The sequence below is a fragment of the Paraburkholderia sp. A1BS-2L genome (genome assembly GCF_051125205.1).
In the GTDB taxonomy this organism is placed as follows: domain Bacteria; phylum Pseudomonadota; class Gammaproteobacteria; order Burkholderiales; family Burkholderiaceae; genus Paraburkholderia.
In genome coordinates this window covers 1,916,023-1,935,684 of sequence record NZ_CP120428.1, presented here as the reverse complement: position 1 = coordinate 1,935,684, position 19,662 = coordinate 1,916,023, and the positions used below count along the sequence as shown (strand labels likewise).

Below are 19,662 nucleotides of genomic sequence, written 5' to 3'. Positions count from 1 at the left end.
GACTTGATTCGCAATCCGCTAAACGGTCAGGCCGTGGCGCGGAAGGTTGAGTAACCCGCTATTTCTCGAGAAACTCGAAGAAAGGTGAGCGTAAATGTCGGAAACGATGAAGCAATTCCAGCTGAACTCCTATCTGTTCGGCGGCAATGCTCCGTATGTCGAAGAGCTATACGAAGCATATCTTGATAACCCTGCGTCCGTTCCGGACACCTGGCGCGAGTACTTCGACGCACTGCAAAACGTGCCGTCGTCGAGCGGCACCACGGACAACGACATCGCCCATGGGCCGATCGTCGAGTCGTTTGCCCAGCGCGCCAAGGCCAACGCGTTCATTCCGCGCGGAGGCGGCGAAGACCTCGCCACGGCACGCAAGCAGGTGTACGTCCAGTCCCTCATCGGTGCTTATCGATTCCTTGGCTCGCAATGGGCCAACCTCGATCCGCTGAAGCGCCGCGAGCGTCCGAATATTCCCGAGCTCGAGCCCGCGTTCTACGACTTCACCGAAGCCGACATGGACGAGACGTTCAGCGCCACGAACCTGTACTTCGGGTTCGAGCGTGCGTCGCTGCGCGAGATCGTCAAGGCGCTGCGCGACACGTATTGCGGCACGATCGGCGCCGAGTACATGTACATCAGCGATCCTGAGCAAAAGCGCTGGTGGAAGGAGCGTCTCGAGTCGATCCGCTCGACGCCCAACTTCTCGAACGAGAAGAAAAAGCACATCCTGCAGCGCCTGACGGCGGCCGAAGGCCTCGAGCGCTTCCTGCACACCAAGTACGTCGGCCAGAAGCGCTTCTCGCTCGAAGGCGGCGAGTCCTTCATCGCCGCGATGGACGAAGTCGTCCGTCACGCAGGCGCCAAGGGCGTCCAGGAAATCGTGATCGGCATGGCCCACCGCGGCCGCTTGAACGTGCTCGTGAACACGCTCGGCAAGATGCCGTCGGACCTGTTCGCCGAATTCGAAGGCAAGCACGTCGACGATCTGCCGGCTGGCGACGTGAAGTACCACAAGGGCTTCTCGTCGGACATCGCGACCGAAGGCGGTCCGGTGCACCTGTCGCTCGCGTTCAACCCGTCGCACCTCGAAATCGTCAACCCGGTGGTCGAAGGTTCGGCCAAGGCCCGTATGGACCGCCGCGGCGACGAAAACGGCCTGCAAGTGCTGCCGGTGCAGATCCACGGCGACGCCGCCTTCGCGGGCCAGGGCGTCGTGATGGAAACGCTGAACCTCGCGCAAACGCGCGGTTACGGCACGCACGGCACGCTGCACATCGTCATCAACAACCAGATCGGCTTCACGACTTCGGACCCGCGCGACGCGCGTTCGACGCTCTACTGTACCGACGTGGTCAAGATGATCGAAGCGCCGGTGCTGCACGTGAACGGCGACGATCCGGAAGCGGTCGTGCTGGCGATCCAGCTCGCGGTCGAGTTCCGCATGCAGTTCCACAAGGATGTCGTGGTCGACATCATCTGCTTCCGCAAGCTCGGCCACAACGAGCAGGACACCCCGGCGGTCACGCAGCCGCTCATGTACAAGACGATCGCGAAGCACCCGGGCACCCGTGCGCTGTACGCCGAGAAGCTCGTGCAGCAGGGCGTGATCTCGGCTGAAGATGGCGACAACTACGTCAAGGCCTACCGTGCCGCGATGGACGAAGGCCACCACACGGTCGACCCGGTGCTCTCGAACTACAAGAGCAAGTATGCGGTGGACTGGGTGCCGTTCCTGAACCGCAAGTGGACCGACGCTGCCGATACGGCAGTGCCGCTCGCGGAACTCAAGCGTCTGGCCGAGCGCATCACCACGATCCCCGAGAACTTCAAGGTTCACCCGCTGGTCGAGCGCGTCATCAACGACCGCCGCGCGATGGGCAAGGGCGAAGCGAAGCTCGACTGGGGCATGGGCGAGCACCTCGCATTCGCGTCGCTGGTTGCTTCGGGCTACGCCGTGCGCCTCACGGGCCAGGACTCGGGCCGCGGCACGTTCACGCACCGTCACGCCGTTCTGCACGACCAGAACCGCGAACGCTGGAATGACGGCACGTACATCCCGCTGCAGAACATCGGCGAGAACCAGGCAAGCTTCACGGTGATCGACTCGGTGCTCTCCGAAGAAGCGGTGCTTGGCTTCGAGTACGGCTATTCGACGGCTGAGCCGAACACGCTCGTCGCGTGGGAAGGCCAGTTCGGCGACTTCGTGAACGGCGCGCAAGTCGTGATCGACCAGTTCATCTCGTCGGGCGAAGTGAAGTGGGGCCGCGTTTCGGGTCTTACGATGCTGCTGCCGCACGGCTACGAAGGTCAGGGTCCGGAGCACTCGTCGGCGCGTATCGAGCGCTTCCTGCAACTGTGCGCCGAGCACAACATGCAGGTCGTCCAGCCGACCACGCCCGCGCAGATCTTCCACGTGCTGCGCCGCCAGATGATCCGCCTGTTCCGCAAGCCGCTCATCATCTTCACGCCGAAGTCGCTGCTGCGTCACAAGGAAGCCGTGTCGGACCTGTCCGAACTCGCGAAGGGCACGTTCCAGCCGGTCATCGGCGAAGTGGACGACACCATCGACGCGAAGAAGGTCAAGCGCATCGTCGCTTGCTCGGGTCGCGTGTACTACGACCTCGTCGCGCATCGCCGCGAATCGAAGTCGAACGACGTCGCGATCATCCGTATCGAACAGCTCTATCCGTTCGCGCACAAGCAGTTCGAAGCCGAGCTGAAGAAGTACGACAACGCGACGGAAGTGGTGTGGGTGCAGGACGAGCCGCAGAATCAGGGCCCGTGGTTCTACATCGAGCACCACCTGAAGGAAGGCATGAAGGAAGGCATGAAGCTCGCGTACAGCGGTCGTCCTGCCTCTGCCTCGCCGGCCGTCGGCTACTACGCGAAGCACTACGAGCAGCAAAAGACGCTGATCGAAGGTGCGTTCGGCCGCCTGAAGGGCGCGCAGGTCGCGAAGTAAGCACACATAGAGCGAATCGAACCGGGAAAGCGCGTTTCATTCATCACGCGCTTTCCCGCGCTCAAGTGCGCGACCCGGTTCGTCATACGGGGAAAATCCCCGATACAGTATTCAGGAAAATCACATGGCTATCGTAGAAGTCAAGGTCCCGCAGTTTTCGGAGTCGGTGTCGGAAGGCACGATGCTGCAGTGGAAGAAGAAGCCGGGCGAAGCTGTTGCCCAGGACGAAGTCGTCATCGAAATCGAAACCGATAAGGTCGTGCTCGAAGTGCCCGCGCCGGCTGCCGGCGTGCTGAGCGAAATCATCGTGGGCGATGGCTCGACCGTTACGAGCGAACAGCTGATCGCGAAGATCGACACGGAAGCCAAGGCGGGCGCCGCTGCGGCCCCGGCCGCTGCCGCAGCACCGGCTGCCGCAGCTCCCGCAGCCGCACCGGTTGCCGCCGCTGCCGCATCGACGGCCAGCAGCACCGTGGCCTCGCCCGCAGCGTCGAAGCTGATGGCCGAGCAGGGCCTCTCGGGCGGCGACGTCGCAGGCACCGGCCGTGACGGCCGCATCACGAAGCAGGACGTGCTTGGCGCAGGTGCGCCGAAGGCCGCTCCGGCAGCCGCACCGGCAGCTGCGAAGGCCGTTGCCGCGAAGCCCGTGCTGCCGCAAGTCAATGCGCCGGCATCGGCTGCCAACTGGCTCAACAACCGTCCGGAACAGCGCGTGCCGATGTCGCGTCTGCGTGCGCGTATCGCCGAGCGTCTGCTCGAGTCGCAGCAGACCAACGCCATTCTCACGACGTTCAACGAAGTGAACATGGCGCCGGTCATGGACCTGCGCAACAAGTACAAGGACAAGTTCGAGAAGGAACACGGCGTGAAGCTCGGCTTCATGTCGTTCTTCGTGAAGGCAGCAGTCCACGCGCTGAAGAAGTTCCCGCTCGTGAACGCGTCGATCGACGGCAACGACATCGTCTACCACGGCTACTTCGACATCGGCATCGCGGTCGGCTCGCCGCGCGGTCTGGTGGTGCCCATCCTGCGCAACGCAGACCAGATGAGCCTCGCCGACATCGAGAAGAAGATCGCCGAATTCGGTCAGAAGGCCAAGGACGGCAAGCTCTCGATCGAGGAAATGACGGGCGGCACGTTCTCGATCTCGAACGGCGGCGTGTTCGGCTCGATGCTCTCGACGCCGATCATCAACCCGCCGCAGTCGGCGATTCTCGGCGTGCACGCAACGAAGGAACGCGCTGTGGTCGAGAACGGCCAGATCGTGATCCGTCCGATGAACTACCTCGCGATGTCGTACGACCACCGCATCATCGACGGCCGCGAAGCCGTGCTGTCGCTGGTCGCGATGAAGGACGCGCTGGAAGATCCGGCTCGCCTGCTGCTCGACCTGTAAAACGCGGGCTTCATCAAGAAGAAGCATCAAGTCTCACACTGAGCGCCGTGCGTGCGGATTCCGGAAGCCGGGGTCCGCGCGCCGCGCTCACGTATCGAAAGGATGACCATGTCCAAAGAATTTGACGTCGTCGTGATCGGCGCCGGCCCCGGCGGCTATATCGCGGCGATTCGCGCTGCGCAGCTCGGCAAGTCGGTTGCGTGCATCGAAAAGTGGAAGAACCCGGCCGGCGCGCTGAAGCTCGGCGGCACCTGCCTGAATGTGGGCTGCATTCCGTCGAAGGCGCTGCTCGCGTCGTCGGAAGAGTTTGAAAATGCCCAGCATCATCTCGCCGACCATGGCATCAGCGTGGCCGACGTGAAGATCGACGTCGCGAAAATGCTCGAGCGCAAGGACGGCATCGTCGAGAAGATGACCAAGGGCATCGAGTTCCTGTTCCGCAAGAACAAGATCACGTGGCTCAAGGGTCATGGCAAGTTCACGGGCAAGAATGACGCTGGCGTGCAGATCGAAGTGAGCGGCGAAGGTGAAACCGAAGTCGTCACGGCGAAGAACGTCATCATCGCGACGGGCTCGAAGGCGCGCCATCTGCCGGGCATGCCCGTCGACAACAAGATCATCGCCGACAACGAAGGCGCGCTCACGTTCGACTCCGTGCCGAAGAAGCTGGCCGTGATCGGCGCAGGCGTGATTGGCCTGGAACTCGGCTCGGTGTGGCGCCGTCTCGGCGCCGATGTCACGATCCTCGAAGCGCTGCCGGAATTCCTCGGCGCCGCCGATCAGTCGCTCTCGAAGGAAGCCGCGAAGCTCTTCAAGAAGCAGGGTCTCGACATTCACGTCGGCGTGAAGGTCGGCGAAGTGAAGGCCACCGACAAGAGCGTCACGATCAACTACACGGACAAGGACGGCAACGCACAAGTGCTCGAAGCCGACCGCCTGATCGTGTCGGTTGGCCGCGTGCCGAACACCGACAACCTCGGCCTCGAAGCGATCGGCCTGAAGGCCAACGAGCGCGGCTTCATCGACGTCGACAACCACTGCGCAACGTCGGTGCCGAACGTCTACGCGATCGGCGACGTGGTGCGCGGCCCGATGCTCGCGCACAAGGCCGAAGACGAAGGCGTGCTGGTGGCCGAGATCATCGACGGCCAGAAGCCGCACATCGACTATAACTGCATTCCGTGGGTGATCTACACCGAGCCGGAAATCGCGTGGGTCGGCAAGACGGAGCAGCAGCTCAAAGCCGAAGGCCGCGACATCAAGACGGGCCAGTTCCCGTTTATGGCGAACGGCCGCGCGCTCGGCATCAACAAGGCCGACGGCTTTGTGAAGATGATCGCCGACGCGAAGACCGACGAGTTGCTCGGCGTGCACATCATCTCGGCGAACGCATCGGACCTGATCGCGGAAGCCGTGGTGGCGATGGAGTTCAAGGCTGCCGCCGAAGACATCGGCCGCATCTGCCATCCGCACCCGTCGCTGTCCGAAGTCATGCGCGAAGCGGCGCTCGCCACCGACAAGCGCGCGCTCAACATGTAAGCGCCGAGGGCAGGGTGGCAAGTCTCCTTCGAAGAGACAGGACTCTGCCTCGCAGCACCATGCATTAGTACAGAGGCGGGTGAGCTCAGGCTCTCCCGCCTCTTTTTGTTTGCGGTCCAGAAAAATGAACGTCACCGAATACTACGAAAACGAACTGCAGAAGCGGGGCTATAAACCGGATACGGCCCAGCGTACCGCCATCGACCGGCTGCAGCGGTGCTACGACGAGTGGGTCGCCTACAAGGGCCGCCGCTCGAACGCGTTCTGGAAGCTCATCAATCACCCGGATCTGCCGCGCGGCGTTTATATGTGGGGAGGCGTGGGCCGCGGCAAGAGCTTCCTGATGGACAGTTTCTATGCGGTCGTGCCGCTGCAACGCAAGACGCGCCTGCACTTTCACGAGTTCATGCGCGAAGTGCACCGCGAACTCGAAGAGCTCAAGGGCCAGGCCGATCCGCTCGATGAACTCGCGCGCCGCATCGCGAAGCGCTATCGCCTGATTTGCTTCGACGAATTTCACGTCTCCGACATCGCCGATGCGATGATTCTTTATCGCCTTTTGGATGGTCTGTTCAAGAATGGCGTGCAGTTCGTGATGACGTCCAACTACGATCCCGATCTGCTCTATCCCGACGGCCTGCATCGCGACCGCATGCTGCCGGCCATCGAGCTCATCAAGGAAAAGTTGGATGTCCTGAACGTCGACGCCGGCATCGACTATCGTCAGCGCACGCTCGCGCAGGTCGAGGTCTATCATACGCCGCTTGGCGCGGCTGCGGACAAGGCGTTGCGCCATTCGTTCGCGGAGCTGGCCGCCGTGCCGGACGAAAGCCCGCTGCTGCGCATCGAGAAGCGCGAGCTCAAGGCATTGCGCAAGGCCGATGGCGTCGTGTGGTTCGATTTCGCCACGCTGTGCGGCGGGCCGCGCTCGCAGAACGACTATCTGGAACTCGCGAGCCGCTTCCACGCCGTGATCCTCTCCGATGTGCCGCAGATGACGCCGCGCATGCAGTCGGAAGCGCGCCGCTTCACCTGGCTCATCGACGTGTTCTACGACCACAAGGTGAAACTGCTGATGTCGGCCGCGGTGCCGCCCGAGGAGCTCTATGTGGAGGGACCGATGGCCAACGAGTTCACGCGCACGGTTTCGCGCATCGTCGAGATGCAATCGAAGGAGTATCTGGAAACGCCGCGCCGCATCGTCGATACGACGCTCACGTAAGCAGCGGGCTTATGGCCCCGGAAAAACCATTACTACGTCGAAAAAACGGGCGCGGATCCGCATTTTCAAGATTCGGACTCGTCTGATAGGGGCCGCCGGGTCAAGTCGATATCTTTAGTCAGGACAGGTTCTGACAAAGGAGTAGACCATGACCCCCCATCGCGATATTACCGAGGAAGAATGGCAGCGCGTGATGCCGCTGCTGCCAGAACTGCGCCCGCGCTCGGAAATGCGCGGCCGTCCGCTTGCCAACACCCGTTCGGTGCTCAACGGCGTCTTGTGGGTCATGTATAGCGGCGCTACGTGGTCGGCCATGCCGCGCCGCTACCCGTCTTATCAAACCTGCCATCGCCGCTCAAAGCCTGGCATGACGAAGGAGCTCTCAAGCGCGTGATGGCCGAGCTTTTCGGCGAAGAGGGCATCGCGTTGTGCGACACAATCGAATCGCGCATGCGCAAGCATCTGAGCCGCGCCGAAAAGGCTGCCGCGCGCGTTCAGGAAGGCTTGCCCGGACTGCCATCCACCACGCGCCATTCGCCGTTCAGCCCCGCCACGTCCGCTGTGCCGCAGCCGTTCAGTTATCGGTCGGTGTATCGGCATACGGCTTGATTGCGCTTCATCGCGCTTCATCGCGTTTGACCGCGCTTGACCAAATAGGGGCGCGTTGTACGCGCGTTAATACTCACGAAGGCCGCCTAGTCACAAGGCAGCCTTCGCGTTTTTTGAGCGCTCGCGCGAGCTTTTTGGATTACTGCTGGCGTACCCAGGTCTGCGATCGTCCCAGCAGCGAAATGCCCAGATAACCGCGCACCACCAGCTTCTGGCCGCCGTCTTCGGTGTGGATCTTGCAGCGGTACACCTTGCCGTTCTCGGGGTCGAGAATGTGCCCACCATCCCATTCGCTGCCGGCCTGCTTCATGCCATCGATGATCGTCATGCCCAGAATCAACTGGTCCTTGCGCGAGTCCGTGCATGACGTGCAGCGGCGGTCCGGCTGATCGTTCGCGCCCAGTCCCTTGATGATCTTGCCGGTGAGGCCGCCGCTGCCATCTTCGCTGATCTGCACGAGCGCTTTGGGCTGCCCGCTGTGATCGTCGATCGTTTGCCAGACACCGACGGGCGAATTCGATTGCGCGTGAGCGGCGATCACGCCGCCAAGCAGCGCCCCGGCCAGCACGATATGACGCGCCGCACGGGCGGCGAACGCGTTGCCGCGGTCGTTGAACGGGAACATGTCTTCCTCCACTGATGTTTATCGGTATGTGTGCGTCAAACCGCTGCGAGCCCGGTTGCGTGGCAGCGAACTGCGGCAAAGGCGCGCGGCGGTCAGCGCAGGATACGCGAAAGCGCTTCGCGCGTTTGCGAGGAGAAACTCTAGTCGGCGTGCATGGCGCGTGGAGCACGCACCGTGCCTGGCGGGCTGTCGTCGTGAATCGGCCCGGTTTGCGGCTTTTGCCTCAATTGAGCTGATACGAGAACGTCGCATTCACGCGCGGGCTGCGCGACGCGCTTTCTACGGGCGCATCGGCCAGCGCCTTCGCCACCGAGAGATCGAGGCTGTAGTACTTGCCGTCCGTGATCCGGAACCCCGCCGAAGCCGATGAAAGCCGCGAAGGCGAGGGCGTGCCCGCATGCAGGTACACGCGCGCCATGTCGAACGAAACATACGGCGTGATCGACTGCAGCCATACCTTGCCCAGCCTGAATGGATGATTGAGCTCGAGCACGAAGGCCCAGCCCGAATCACCCGATGCCTCGCCGGGCTGATAGCCCGCCGCGAAGCGCTGCGCGCCGAACGAGATCTGCTCGGAAGTCGGCAGCGTGTTCGGGCTGTATTGCCCGGTTGCGGCGACGGACGTGCCAAAGCCCATCGGCCAGTCGTTGCTCTGCGAATACGAGGCATCGGTGCGCACGAAATTCAGCGACACCGGATTTTGCAGCGAGAGACCGGGAATATTCGTTTGGGCCGACTTCGACGCGCCGAGAATGTCGAAGGCCTTCGCCACCACGAGGCTCGCCTTGCGCACCTGGCCCGGCTTCACCTCGGTGTAATCGGCTTGCAGCTGCAGCACGCGCACCTGTGAACTCAGGTCGTATTGCAGTCCGTTGAGGGTGTTGCGGTAGCGGTCCTCGTCGTGTGCTGCGTAGGCGCTCGCGGTGCCGATGAGGCTGCGTGTATTGCCCAGCAGCAGCGGATACGAGAGCGAGCCCGTGAGCTTGTCGCTGATGACGGTGCGCTCCACGTAAGCTGGCAGGCCCGGGTTGTCGACCGGGTTGCCGCGATAGTGCGAGGCGTCGAGCTTCGCGGCGAGGCCATCGCTCGCGATCGGCACGGCCGCGTGTGCGGCGAGGTACGTGACGTTGTCGCGTCCTTTGGGCAACAGTGCGGAGAAGCTCAACTGCTCGCCAAACGGCGTGAGGCCGTTTTCGGTGAGCGTGAGGAGGCCCTGCACGCCGGGGTGATTGAAGTCGATGCCGGTGCTCACGTCCCAGGGCTTTTGCGTGGCGTCGAGTTCGAGCGTGGTGGCGCCGTCGGTGGTCGTGGGCGGTGGCACGTTCGCCTTCACCTTGAGGCCCGGCAGCATGCCGAGCACGTTGATGTGGCGCTGGAACGTGGCGGTGCGCAGCGGCCGGTCTTCGGCGATGTGCGCAGCGATCGCGCGCATCCTGCCCTCGAGCGCGCCGGGCTTGCCTGTGATCTTCACGTCTTTCACGTAGCCTTCCACGACCGTGATGCGCACCACGCCGCCCGCGAAGTCCTGCGCGGGCACGAATGCGAACGAGAGCGCATAGCCCCGGTCCTGATAGAGCTTCGTCACGCCATTGGCGGTTTCGATGAGCTGGCCGATCGTGATGTCGTGATTCGCGAGCGGCGCGAAGCGGCGGGCGACCTCGTCGAACGGAATCGATTTCACGCCCTCGACCTTGAAGGTGGTGGGCGTGATGTGCGTGGCGAGCAGTTGCTCGAGCGCGGGCGCTTGCTGCTGCACCTGCACCGTCACGCTGGGCGCCTTCTTTGGCGCGTTGATTTGGGGCAGGGCATCCAGGGGATTGCCGCCCTGCAAACCACCCGCCGATACCGGCCGGTTCTGCTGTGCGAGCGCGACTCCCGTCAAGCCCGCGCTCGCGATGATCCCCGCCGTGGCGAGCACGGCCCATGGTGCGCCTTTCATTGAACTACCCTCGACTTGTCGGACAGTGCGCGCCGGTTGCCTGAATGCCCCGGCGCGCCCGTCTCTTTGTGCCGCCTTTTCGGCGGTCTTTATATGACTCCCTGATCGCCTGCGTTTTATTGCTTCGTAATCCATACTACATGCTGCTGTGTTGCCGGACGTTGTGTGACGCGGCATTCCTCTCCAAACGCCGCGTCATGCATTGCCCGTCTTGCATGGCGATGGCTGTGCGCGCTACGGCAGCTTGTGCAGTACGCCACTCAGCAGTCCCCCTGATGCGCTTGCCATGCCAGAACTGCTCGAAGAACCCGTTGCGCCGGCCGTCGTGCCGAGGGCGCCCGTGACCGTGCCGACGAGCGCCGTAACCGGCGTGAGCAGCGTGGCTGTCCCCCCGCCGTTGCCGCTGCCCGCGAGTGCTGCGAGCGGACCCGCCGCCGCAGCAGCGCCCGAGCTGCCGCTGCCTGTGGCGCCGCCCACTGCGTTGGTGGCCGAGGTGGCCGCGGAAGTCACGCCCGAAAGCAGCCCTCCCGCGACGGGCAGGCTGCCGAGGCCGCTGGTGAGCGCGCCCACGCCACCCGCGCCACCCGTAGCGCTGGAAGCCGCGCCCGTCACTGCCGAGAGCGGCGTGCCGCCGAGGCCGAGGCTCGCGGCGGTCGCGTTGAGCACGCCGAGCGGGCCCGCTGCCGCCGCGCCGGTCGGCGGCCCGTTCGCGACGAGTGCGGTGCTCCCGCCCACGACGCTGGTGATGAGGCCAGGGATCGGCGCGGCGCCGTTCGGGCCGTTCGGATTGACGAGGCCGCCCGCGTTTGTGACCGTATTGCCGAGGGCGCCGACCAGCGTGCCGACATCCGCGCCGACCGGTCCGAGCGCGCCGTTTGCCTGTTGTGAGCCTGCGGTCGTCGAGGCGACTTTCGTGCCGGCCGTCTGCAGCGTGCCACCGACTTGTGCGAGCAAGCCCGAAACCGGCGCGCCCAGGCCCGTCGACGTGCCCACTTGCTGAGTGACGAGTCCCGCCGTGGTGACGATCGGCGTGATGGCCGTGCTGACGGGCTGCGTGGCCTGTTGCACCGGAGCTGACGAGAGCACGTTGCCGAGCGTCGTGCCCGTGGCGTTCACGGCGTTGGCTGTCGTGTCGAGAGCGCTGGCAAGCGGCGTCGTGACCGGGGCGAGCGGCGCGAGTTGTCCGCTGCCGAGGCCGTTGACCGCGGTGGCCGCGCCCTCGACGACGCCACTGGTTGCGCTCACCACGTTGCCGAGCCCGGCCGCGGTCGTGCCGACCGGATTGGGCGTCGAGCCGGTTTCGCCGATGCCGTTCGAGACAGCGTTGGCAAGTGCGCCGGCGACCGTGCCGGTGCTCGACACGGCATCGCCGAGACCCTGGCTGACCTGCGGGCTCGTGCCCGGCACCGTGGTTGAACCGACGGCGTTGCCGAGGTCGTTGGCGCTTTTGGCCACCGTGTTGACCACGCCACTCGTGCCGGTCGATGCGGTGGTGGTCCCGCCACCGCTGTTGCTGCCCGAGCCGCCGCCGGTGCCGGCAGTCGAGCTGCCTCCGGCGCCACTGGTGCCGCCGGTGCCGCTCGGGCCCGTTGTGCCGGTCGGAGCCGCAGAAGCGGAAGGCGGCGTGTAGCTGCTGCCGCCGCAGGCGGCGACGCTGCACGCCACGGCAGCGGCGAGCGCGGTGAGGCGCAGGCTGTGCACGAGCGCAACAGCGCGGTGGTGGGGGCTCACGGTGAAGCTGCTGAACATGACGCTGTCTCCTGGACTGGATCTGAAGCTGAAAGAGGCGCTGGAACGCGGAATAGACGAAGCGGATTACTTCTTGGCTCCGAGCAGGCCGCCGACGATCGACGTGAGGCCGGCGAGCGGGCTCCCCGCACTGCCGCTGGAATTGCCGCCCGTCAGCGAGGAGAGCGAGAGCGCGGGAGCCGCGCTGGTGGTGCTGACGGCCGGCGTGCTGGATGTTCCCGAGGTGGCGGCCGGCCTGGGGCCCGCGCCGAGCGCAGCGCCTGCAACGACGGCGCCGCCCGCACCGCCAGCGCCGCTCACGGTGTGGGTGAGCGCGCCAGTGACGGTGTTGAGAGTGCCGGCGACGAGGCCCGTGACCGGTGCGAGCGGGCTGGCGCTGCCGCCCGTGGCGGAGGCGAGCGTGCTGGTGGCGGTGGTGAGCGCACCCGTGACCGGTGCGAGCGGATTGCTGCCGCCCGTGCCTGCGCCAACACCAATGCCAATGCCCGCACCGATGCCTGCCGTGCCACCGCCAGTCGCGCCACCGGTCACGCTGCTCAGGATGGTCGTGACGGGGGCGAGCGGAGTGCCGCCCAGCGGATTGGTGCCGCTGCTCGCTGTGCCGCCCGTCAGCAGGTTGCCAGCCGTGGCGACGGTCTTGCCCGTGTCGGCGACGAGGTTGCCCATGCCCGCCGTGACGGGATTCGTACCGCCGCTTTGAGCGACTAGCGCACCGCCTTTCTGGATGCCGCCGCCGAGCGTCTGCAACAGGCCTGCTACCGGCGTGCCTACGCCCGTGGTGCTGCCGACGGTCTGCGTGGTGGAGGCGAGCACGGAGGTGATCGGCGTGATGGTCGAGCTCAGTTGCTGCGTGACCTGTTGCACCGGGCCTTGCGTCAATGTGCCGGTGAGCTGGTTGCCGACGCTCGTGACCGTGGTGCCGACGGTGCTGACCGTGGCGCCCACCGGCGTCGTGACGGCGGCGAGCGGTGCGAGCGGGCCGCTGCCGAGGCTCGTGACGAGCTGGCCCGTGCTGGTGACGGCCTGGCCCGCGTCGCTCACGACGCCGCCCGTGCTCGACAGCGTGGTGCCTACCGGATTGCTGCTCGCGCCGAGCTGGCCCAGCCCCTGGGACACGCCGTTGCCGAGCGTGGAGACCGCGCCGCCCACGTTCTGGACGAAACCTCCCACGGCCTGGGTGGTTTGCGGGTTGACGCCTGGCAGCGTCTGCGCGGCGATCGTGCCGCCGATGCCCGAAACGGTCGAGCCTGTGTCATCCACGATGTTCCCTGCGGCGTGCGCAACGGCCCCCACGGCATTGGCCGCGACGGGCGTGCCGCCGCTGCTGCCATTGGAGCCGGTGGTCGTGCCGCCCGCGCCGTTTCCTGTGCCGCCTCCCGTGCCGGAGCCATTACCCGTGCCTGAACCGCTGTCGCCGGTGGTGGTGCCGTTGCCGACGCTGCCCGAGCCGCTGCCATTCTCGGCGGAGGTGGTGGAGCCCGCGCCGGAGCCGCTGCCGTTTCCGCTGCCGCCGCCTACGCCGCCACTCGCACCGCCGTCTGTCTGCAGTGCGCCGCCGCTGCCGCCCCCGGTACCGCTGCTGAGAGAGCCCGAGCCGCCGCAGGCGGTCAACGAGAGCAGCGTGGCGATGGTTGCAGCGATAGCCGTCAAGCGCGCTGCATTCGCGATGCGCTGATTGTTCATGATGTTGCCCTCGGTTCGTATGGTGTTTTTGTTGGTGTTGTGTGGCTGGTCCATCGGACCTGCGCTCCTTACACCGCAACAGGCATGCCAATGTGCACGGGCACACACAACGAGGTCTGGAGGGTTTCGTCTAATCAAGACGTATCAAGCACTTGTGAATGCTTTTGTCGAACGAATGACGGAGGCCGAAATGAAGCGTTACGTGATGCCGCGTGTTACGTCACGTAACGCGGAGAGCGCAGTGTTACGGGCGTTGCCGTAACGGGGCAGAAAAGTCACATCGTCGAAATAAGATCGATGACATGGCGGCTGTATGCCGACTGGGAGAAGCGCGCAAACGTTAAATCTGGTTAGATTATCCAGTCCTGAATAGTGGCATCATGGTTTGCCCGGAGTAAACCGCGAATCGCGGATGCCGATAATGCAATTACGACTTCGCGTTTGCGTAACGAGCGATTGCGTTACGCAGAGCGTTACGTTATAAAAACCGCACAGACAAAAAATACAAATAAAGCCTTACGTAGCATGGTTGAGGGGCGTGCTGCGATATGGCTGAAACGTTGGCGGACTGGCATGGGCAGTTCGAGGACCGGATGCATTGGCACAGCTCAGCAGCATTGCACTGCGAGCACCGATGCAGATCAGCGTGAGAACGCAAAGAAGAGAGAGGGCCGAAATGAACAAGCTGATAACGAAATTCGCGAAGTCGGAAGAAGGGGTTACCGCGCTTGAGTATGGGCTTATTGCGGGGGTTGTTGCGCTGGCCGTCCTTGTCAGCGCCACCAATTTGGGAACCGATCTCGGGTTACTTTTCACGGCCATCGCGAACAAGGTAACGGGTATAACCGCCGGGATATAAGTGATTGAGCGTTTAAGCTAACGCTCACCATCGCTCACTAACTAAAAGCTCCAGCGCACACTTGCTTTCGAGTGCGCGCTGGATAGTTGCGCGCGCACCTTTCTCGATGATTCCATTCTATTTATCCAGCCTTGTGTTCGGCGCATGGGCTGTGGCCGTTGCTGTGTGCGACTGCCGCTCGCGCCGCGTGCCGAACACACTCGTGGGCGCAGGGTTCGCCGCCGCTTTGGCGGCAGCGCTGCTGCACGCGGGACCAGCGCATCTCGGCATCGGTCAGGCGCTGGCCGCCGCCGCTGTTGGCCTTGCCGCGCTCATGCCGTTCTTCGTGTTCGGCATGATGGGCGCGGCTGACGCCAAGGTCTTCGCGGTGCTCGGCGCGTGGTGCGGCATGCAACCACTCGTGGGCCTGTGGATTGTCGCGAGTCTGGCCGCATTCGTGCACGCGCTCGCCATGCTCATCACGCTGCGCGCCCGCGCACCGGTCACAGCGGCGCGTCCCGCGCGGCTCGTTGCCATGGGGGCGCGGCGCGGTACGCCATATGCCGCGTGCCTGAGCGTGCCCGCGCTGGTCTGGCTCGTGCTCCAGTTGATGCCCGGGTGGTCGGCATGATTGCGCGCACAACGAACACGCGCGACATTGCCTCGAAAGCAGGTCGTGGCAAGCGGGCGCAACGCGGTGTCGCCGCGATCGAGTTTGCGGTCACATTTCCGCTTTTCTTCGCGATTCTCTATGCGATCGTCATGTACAGCATGATCTTTCTTGTGCAGCAGAGCCTGACCGCGGCTGCCGCGGAAGGCGCGCGCGCGGCGCTCATTTATCAGAACGGCGCCAATTCCGCTTCGGCGCTTGCTAGCCGCGCGCAGGCTGCCTGCACGCGGGCGCTGGCGGTCATGAACTGGCTCACGCATGCGCCTCAATGCACGCAGTCGGTCAACACCGCGCCGGCCGGGTGCACGGAGAACACGGCAATGGATTGCGTTCAAATTACGCTCACCTACGCGTGGGGCGCCAACCCGCTGGTGCCGCCGTTGCCGCTGATGGGGCTGCTCGCGCCGTCATCGCTCGTGGGCCAGGCTACCGTGCAAATCGATCCGGAGAATCTCCTGTGAAGCCCTTTGCGCATGCCTTCGATCCTATTGCCGAGTCGGACTGGGTGGCCATACGACACCCCATTCGCACGCATTGTGGATGACCGCTCATGGCCAATCTGACCAAAGTCACTGCAGGACTCCTGATTGCGGGCGCGCTCGTGCTCGGGCTGCTCGCATGGATGCTCGCGCGTCGTCCGCCGCCGCCATCCATCGCGCCGCCGCCGGCGTCCACGCGCTCGCTCACGCCGGTCGTGGTGGCCACACGCGCATTGCCAGCAGGCCAGCCAATTCCCGCCGATGCGCTGCGCGTCCAGCCGCTGCCGATTCATCCGCAGGGCGCGGTGAGCGATAGCGCTCTGGTTGCGGGCCGCGTGCCGCTCGCCGATATCGCCGCCGATGCGCCCGTGCTCGACCAGCAGCTTTCGTCCAGTATCGCGACGAGCCTGGCGCCGGGCGAGCGCGCTGTGGCCGTGCGCATCGATGAGACCAATGCGGTCGGCAACGTCCTGCACGCGGGCAATTATGTCGACGTGTTCTTTACGCTGCGCCGCGACGGCAGTGGCATGAACGGCGGCGAAGTCGGCCGCACCCAGGCGCGTCTTCTGATTTCGAAGGCGCGCGTGCTGGTGTTCGGTGCGCAGCCCGCAGCGTCGGGCAGCGCAGCGGGCCAGCGCACCACCAACTTCGGCACGCAGACCGGGACGCCACGCACGGCGGTGCTCGCGGTGCCGGTGACCGAAGTCGATCAGCTCGCGCTGGCCCAAAGCCAGGGACAACTGATTCTCGCGCTACGCAACCCAACGGACGACGATCAAGTCGATCCCGCCGCGTTCGGCCCGCAACCGGGCGTGCTCAAGGTGGCCACGCACACGGCGCCCGATGGTTCCACGCGGGCGGCGGCGGGTGTCGCGCTCGACCAGCTCGCGGGCGGCGGCGCGCCGCGCGAAACGCCGCCGATCGCGCAGGCCGCGCCGCGCCGCGCCAGTGCGTCCGCGCACGGTGGGCTCGAAGTGATACGGGGCGGGCGCGCGGAAACGGTCGCTTGGTAAAGGATGCAAAGGGAAGGGCTGTACGGGAGCGCGGTGCTCGAACTGCCTTCGACAAAGTGCGCAGATCTGGCCGTATACAAAAGAAGCAGGAACACGATGACGATAACGAGGACTTTCGCCGTGGTTGCGGCCGCCGCCTGCGCGGGCGGCCTCGCATTCGCTGCCATCCCCGCATGGGCGTCGCCGCCCGCGCAGGCGCAGGACGTCGCGGACGGCGTGCCATCCAGCGTCGATATCGCGGTGGGCGAGCAGCGCACGCTGCCTGTCACGGGTGCGCTCACGCGCATCGCCGTGGGCGACCCATCGGTGGCCGACGTGCTCGTGATCCGCGGCGACCGGCGCGGCGGCGTGCTGCTCGTCGGCAAGGGCGCGGGCACGACCAACGTGATGCTGTGGCAGGGCAGCGGCGCGCCGCGCACGCTCACGGTCAACGTGACGACGGGCGCAGCGCGCGCGCTGCTCGATACCGGCACGCCTGACCTGAAGGTGCTGGGCGACACGGCGCTCATTGCCGGCCGCGCCGCGTCGATGGAGCAGCATCAGCGCGCGGTGGCTGCCGCGCAGGCGTCGGTTCGGGCGAGCGGGAAGGGCGGCAAGGACGCAGACAGCGGAGCGGACGACAGCGGCGGCAGGGGCGCAAAGCGCGGCAAGGGCGCGAACGTGTTCGACACGTCGAGCATCGCGACGCGCTCGGTCGTGCAGGTGGACGTGCGCGTGGTCGAGTTCAGCCGTAGCGTGCTCAAGCAGATCGGCTTCAATTTCGTTCACCAGAACAATGGCTTTGCGTTCGGCTCGTTCACGCCGACCTCGTTTTCCTCGGGGAGCATCAATACGCCGGGGGGATCGGCGGGGGTGGGCTCGGCGTCGAATTCGTCGAGCCTGGCGAGCACCGCGCTGCAGGCCGCCGTGCCGATCGCGTCCGCGTTCAATCTGGTGTTCGCCTCCGCGACGCACGGGCTGTTCGCCGATCTGAGCCTGATGGAGACGAACAACCTCGCGCGCGTGCTCGCCGAGCCCACGCTCGTCGCGCTTTCGGGCCAGAGCGCGAGCTTTCTCGCAGGCGGCGAGATTCCGGTGCCGGTGCCGCAGGCGCTCGGCGCCACGGCGATCGAATACAAGCCCTACGGTATCGGGCTTTCGCTCACGCCCACGGTGCTTTCGCCGCAACGCATCGCGCTCAAGGTCGCGCCCGAGGCGAGCCAGCTCGACTTCGCGAACGCGGTGACGATCAGCGGCGTGTCGGTGCCCGCGATCTCCACGCGCCGCACCGAAACGACCGTGGAGCTCGGCGACGGCGAGAGCTTCGTGATCGGCGGGCTGATCGATCGCGAAACGGCGTCGAACGTGAACAAGGTGCCCGTGCTGGGCGACCTGCCCATCATCGGCACGTTCTTCAAGCAACTGAACTATCAGCAAAACGACAAGGAACTGGTGATCATCGTGACGCCGCATCTGGTGTCGCCGCTCGCGAGGGACGCGAAGCTGCCCGGCACGCCCGGTGAGTTGTCCGAGCAGCGCAATGCGCCGGTGTGGCGCTCGCTGCTGGGCGGCGCGGCATCGCGCGATCCAGTGCCGGGATTTTCGCCGTGATGCGGCGGCAGTCGCTGCGCGAGCAGCAAGGCTTTGCATGGGACCGGAGTAAGGCGTTAAAGCGCGAACTCCGGCCGACAGGAGAGCATTCATGAACGCGAGATCGCACGTGCCGGTTGAACGCACCATGACGGATTCGTTCGTCTTCGCCACGGCCAATGACGCGAACGCGCGTTGGGTCGCGCAGATGCTCGGCCCGGTGGGCAAAGTGGAGACGGTGGCGCTCGACCCGGCGCTGGTCACGCAGCAGATGTCGCAGAACATGCCTTCGCTGCTGCTGATCGATTTTTCGCGCAGCGGCGCGAATTCCGGACAACCCCAGAGTGGCGCCGCGAGCGCGGCGGCGGCGGCCGCTCATGCCGCGTTTCCGGGGCTGCAGATCATTGCGGTGGGCACGCTCGCCGAGCCTGAAAGCGCGATCTCGGCACTGCGCGCGGGCGTGCGCGATTTCATCGACGCGGGGGCGGCTAGTGAGGATGCCTTACGTATCGTGCGCCAGGTGCTGGACAACCGCGTGGAGCCGGTGAGCCGGCACGGCCGCCTCACGGTGCTGCTGGGCGCGCGCGCCGGTATGGGGGTCACGACGCTTGCGGCGGGTCTCTCCGTGCTGCTCGCGCGCAAGGGCGCCGCGCTGAGCCGGCACGCCGCGCTGCTCGACCTCGGACTGCCGGCCGGCGACGGAGCGCTGCTGCTCAACGCCGGCAATGGCTTCAGTTTCGTCGATGCGGTGCGCAACCTGCGCCGCTTCGATCAGACCTTCGTGCACACGGCGCTCGCGCGCCACGAGAGCGGTCTTGCGCTCACCACGCTGCCCGCTGATCTCGGCGCGCTGCGCGAAATCTCGTATCAGTCGGCGGTCGCGCTGCTCACGCGGCTGCGCGCGTTCTTCGATCACCAGATCGTCGATCTCGGCGGCTTCTCGAACACGGAGTTCGTGCTGGAGGTGGCGCGCGCAGCGGATCAGGCCTGGCTCGTGTGCGACCAGAGCGTCGCGTCGATTGTCGCGGCGTCGCGCGAGCTCGAAGTGCTGCGCGAGGGCGGCGTGGACAACGCCAATCTGCGCCTCGTGATCAACCAGTACGAAGCGGATATCGACCTGAGCGCGGCGCAGATTGCCGAGCGCCTGAACATCGAGCTCGCGGGCGTGCTGCCGGCGCGACGCGTGGCGCTGTGCCAGGCGGCGAACCGTGGGCAGCTGCTGGTCGACAGCGCGCCGCGCGACCCCTGGGTGCGCGCGCTCGACGCGCTCGCCGCGCCGCTCGATGGCCTGCGCACGCCGGTTCCGAAGAAGTTCGACGCATTGCGCCGCCCGCTGCGCGGCCTTTTCCAACACTCATCGAAGCGTTCGTAG

The 19,662-nt window shown here is 65.4% G+C and carries 16 protein-coding genes; 12 read left to right on the top strand and 4 right to left on the bottom strand.

From position 1 onward, the window contains the following. Positions 1 to 94: 94 nt before the first annotated feature. The 6 genes from P5W98_RS08720 to P5W98_RS08695 all read left to right on the top strand — a co-directional run bounded on the left by P5W98_RS08720 (position 95) and on the right by P5W98_RS08695 (position 7,725). On the top strand, positions 95 to 2,959 hold the full coding sequence (locus P5W98_RS08720) for a 2-oxoglutarate dehydrogenase E1 component (RefSeq protein WP_421024191.1): 2,865 nt from the start codon (positions 95 to 97) through the stop codon (positions 2,957 to 2,959). A gap of 124 nt (positions 2,960 to 3,083) precedes the next feature. Beyond that, the gene (odhB, locus tag P5W98_RS08715) at positions 3,084 to 4,355 is read left to right on the top strand and encodes a 2-oxoglutarate dehydrogenase complex dihydrolipoyllysine-residue succinyltransferase (RefSeq protein WP_421024190.1); all 1,272 of its coding nucleotides are present in this window, start codon (positions 3,084 to 3,086) and stop codon (positions 4,353 to 4,355) included. A 108-nt stretch (positions 4,356 to 4,463) separates the two neighbouring features. Next, the gene (gene lpdA, locus P5W98_RS08710; RefSeq protein ID WP_421024189.1) at positions 4,464 to 5,894 is read left to right on the top strand and encodes a dihydrolipoyl dehydrogenase; all 1,431 of its coding nucleotides are present in this window, start codon (positions 4,464 to 4,466) and stop codon (positions 5,892 to 5,894) included. Positions 5,895 to 6,018: 124 nt separating this feature from the next. Then, positions 6,019 to 7,116, top strand: a complete 1,098-nt coding sequence (zapE, locus tag P5W98_RS08705) for a cell division protein ZapE (RefSeq protein ID WP_421024188.1) — start codon at positions 6,019 to 6,021, stop codon at positions 7,114 to 7,116. A 148-nt stretch (positions 7,117 to 7,264) separates the two neighbouring features. Beyond that, positions 7,265 to 7,510 (top strand): transposase, encoded by a 246-nt coding sequence (locus tag P5W98_RS08700; protein WP_421024187.1) that lies wholly within the window; start codon positions 7,265 to 7,267, stop codon positions 7,508 to 7,510. Continuing rightward, positions 7,507 to 7,725, top strand: a complete 219-nt coding sequence (locus tag P5W98_RS08695) for a hypothetical protein (RefSeq protein ID WP_421024186.1) — start codon at positions 7,507 to 7,509, stop codon at positions 7,723 to 7,725. Before P5W98_RS08700 ends, P5W98_RS08695 begins: the two co-directional genes overlap by 4 nt. A gap of 139 nt (positions 7,726 to 7,864) precedes the next feature. Here the strand turns inward: P5W98_RS08695 and P5W98_RS08690 are convergent, their stop codons facing one another. From P5W98_RS08690 to P5W98_RS08675, 4 genes are all read right to left on the bottom strand, one after another. Beyond that, positions 7,865 to 8,350, bottom strand: coding sequence for a DUF2147 domain-containing protein (locus P5W98_RS08690; protein ID WP_421024185.1), 486 nt, complete (start codon positions 8,348 to 8,350; stop codon positions 7,865 to 7,867). A 223-nt stretch (positions 8,351 to 8,573) separates the two neighbouring features. Then, on the bottom strand, positions 8,574 to 10,289 hold the full coding sequence (locus tag P5W98_RS08685; RefSeq protein ID WP_421024184.1) for a ShlB/FhaC/HecB family hemolysin secretion/activation protein: 1,716 nt from the start codon (positions 10,287 to 10,289) through the stop codon (positions 8,574 to 8,576). Between the two features lie 234 nt (positions 10,290 to 10,523). After that, entirely contained in the window at positions 10,524 to 12,038 is a 1,515-nt protein-coding gene (locus P5W98_RS08680; protein ID WP_421024183.1) for a collagen-like triple helix repeat-containing protein, read from the bottom strand. A 66-nt stretch (positions 12,039 to 12,104) separates the two neighbouring features. Further along, a complete protein-coding gene (locus P5W98_RS08675; RefSeq protein WP_421025222.1) occupies positions 12,105 to 13,721 on the bottom strand; it encodes a collagen-like triple helix repeat-containing protein in 1,617 nt (538 codons plus the stop codon). A 676-nt stretch (positions 13,722 to 14,397) separates the two neighbouring features. On the opposite strand from P5W98_RS08675, the gene P5W98_RS08670 reads away from it, so the two are divergent. The 6 genes from P5W98_RS08670 (at position 14,398) to P5W98_RS08645 (ending at position 19,662) form a co-directional block, all read left to right on the top strand. Continuing rightward, positions 14,398 to 14,580 (top strand): Flp family type IVb pilin, encoded by a 183-nt coding sequence (locus P5W98_RS08670; protein WP_421024182.1) that lies wholly within the window; start codon positions 14,398 to 14,400, stop codon positions 14,578 to 14,580. A gap of 106 nt (positions 14,581 to 14,686) precedes the next feature. Beyond that, the gene (locus tag P5W98_RS08665; protein WP_421024181.1) at positions 14,687 to 15,190 is read left to right on the top strand and encodes an A24 family peptidase; all 504 of its coding nucleotides are present in this window, start codon (positions 14,687 to 14,689) and stop codon (positions 15,188 to 15,190) included. Then, on the top strand, positions 15,187 to 15,690 hold the full coding sequence (locus tag P5W98_RS08660) for a TadE/TadG family type IV pilus assembly protein (RefSeq protein WP_421024180.1): 504 nt from the start codon (positions 15,187 to 15,189) through the stop codon (positions 15,688 to 15,690). The genes P5W98_RS08665 and P5W98_RS08660 overlap by 4 nt, the downstream gene beginning before the upstream one ends. Positions 15,691 to 15,779: 89 nt before the next feature. Continuing rightward, entirely contained in the window at positions 15,780 to 16,721 is a 942-nt protein-coding gene (gene cpaB / locus P5W98_RS08655; RefSeq protein ID WP_421024179.1) for a Flp pilus assembly protein CpaB, read from the top strand. A gap of 96 nt (positions 16,722 to 16,817) precedes the next feature. Continuing rightward, a complete protein-coding gene (locus P5W98_RS08650) occupies positions 16,818 to 18,311 on the top strand; it encodes a type II and III secretion system protein family protein (RefSeq protein ID WP_421024178.1) in 1,494 nt (497 codons plus the stop codon). Positions 18,312 to 18,402: 91 nt separating this feature from the next. Beyond that, positions 18,403 to 19,662, top strand: coding sequence for a fimbrial protein (locus tag P5W98_RS08645; protein WP_421024177.1), 1,260 nt, complete (start codon positions 18,403 to 18,405; stop codon positions 19,660 to 19,662).

Bases quoted from the DNA above. Each gene is read 5' to 3' on its own strand.
- P5W98_RS08720 (WP_421024191.1), top strand. From the start codon at position 95: ATGTCGGAAACGATGAAGCAATTCCAGCTGAACTCCTATCTGTTCGGC.
- odhB (WP_421024190.1), top strand. From the start codon at position 3,084: ATGGCTATCGTAGAAGTCAAGGTCCCGCAGTTTTCGGAGTCGGTGTCG.
- lpdA (WP_421024189.1), top strand. From the start codon at position 4,464: ATGTCCAAAGAATTTGACGTCGTCGTGATCGGCGCCGGCCCCGGCGGC.
- zapE (WP_421024188.1), top strand. From the start codon at position 6,019: ATGAACGTCACCGAATACTACGAAAACGAACTGCAGAAGCGGGGCTAT.
- P5W98_RS08700 (WP_421024187.1), top strand. From the start codon at position 7,265: ATGACCCCCCATCGCGATATTACCGAGGAAGAATGGCAGCGCGTGATG.
- P5W98_RS08690 (WP_421024185.1), bottom strand. From the start codon at position 8,350: ATGTTCCCGTTCAACGACCGCGGCAACGCGTTCGCCGCCCGTGCGGCG.
- P5W98_RS08685 (WP_421024184.1), bottom strand. From the start codon at position 10,289: ATGAAAGGCGCACCATGGGCCGTGCTCGCCACGGCGGGGATCATCGCG.
- P5W98_RS08680 (WP_421024183.1), bottom strand. From the start codon at position 12,038: ATGTTCAGCAGCTTCACCGTGAGCCCCCACCACCGCGCTGTTGCGCTC.
- P5W98_RS08675 (WP_421025222.1), bottom strand. From the start codon at position 13,721: ATGAACAATCAGCGCATCGCGAATGCAGCGCGCTTGACGGCTATCGCT.
- P5W98_RS08670 (WP_421024182.1), top strand. From the start codon at position 14,398: ATGAACAAGCTGATAACGAAATTCGCGAAGTCGGAAGAAGGGGTTACC.
- P5W98_RS08665 (WP_421024181.1), top strand. From the start codon at position 14,687: ATGATTCCATTCTATTTATCCAGCCTTGTGTTCGGCGCATGGGCTGTG.
- P5W98_RS08660 (WP_421024180.1), top strand. From the start codon at position 15,187: ATGATTGCGCGCACAACGAACACGCGCGACATTGCCTCGAAAGCAGGT.
- cpaB (WP_421024179.1), top strand. From the start codon at position 15,780: ATGGCCAATCTGACCAAAGTCACTGCAGGACTCCTGATTGCGGGCGCG.
- P5W98_RS08650 (WP_421024178.1), top strand. From the start codon at position 16,818: ATGACGATAACGAGGACTTTCGCCGTGGTTGCGGCCGCCGCCTGCGCG.
- P5W98_RS08645 (WP_421024177.1), top strand. From the start codon at position 18,403: ATGAACGCGAGATCGCACGTGCCGGTTGAACGCACCATGACGGATTCG.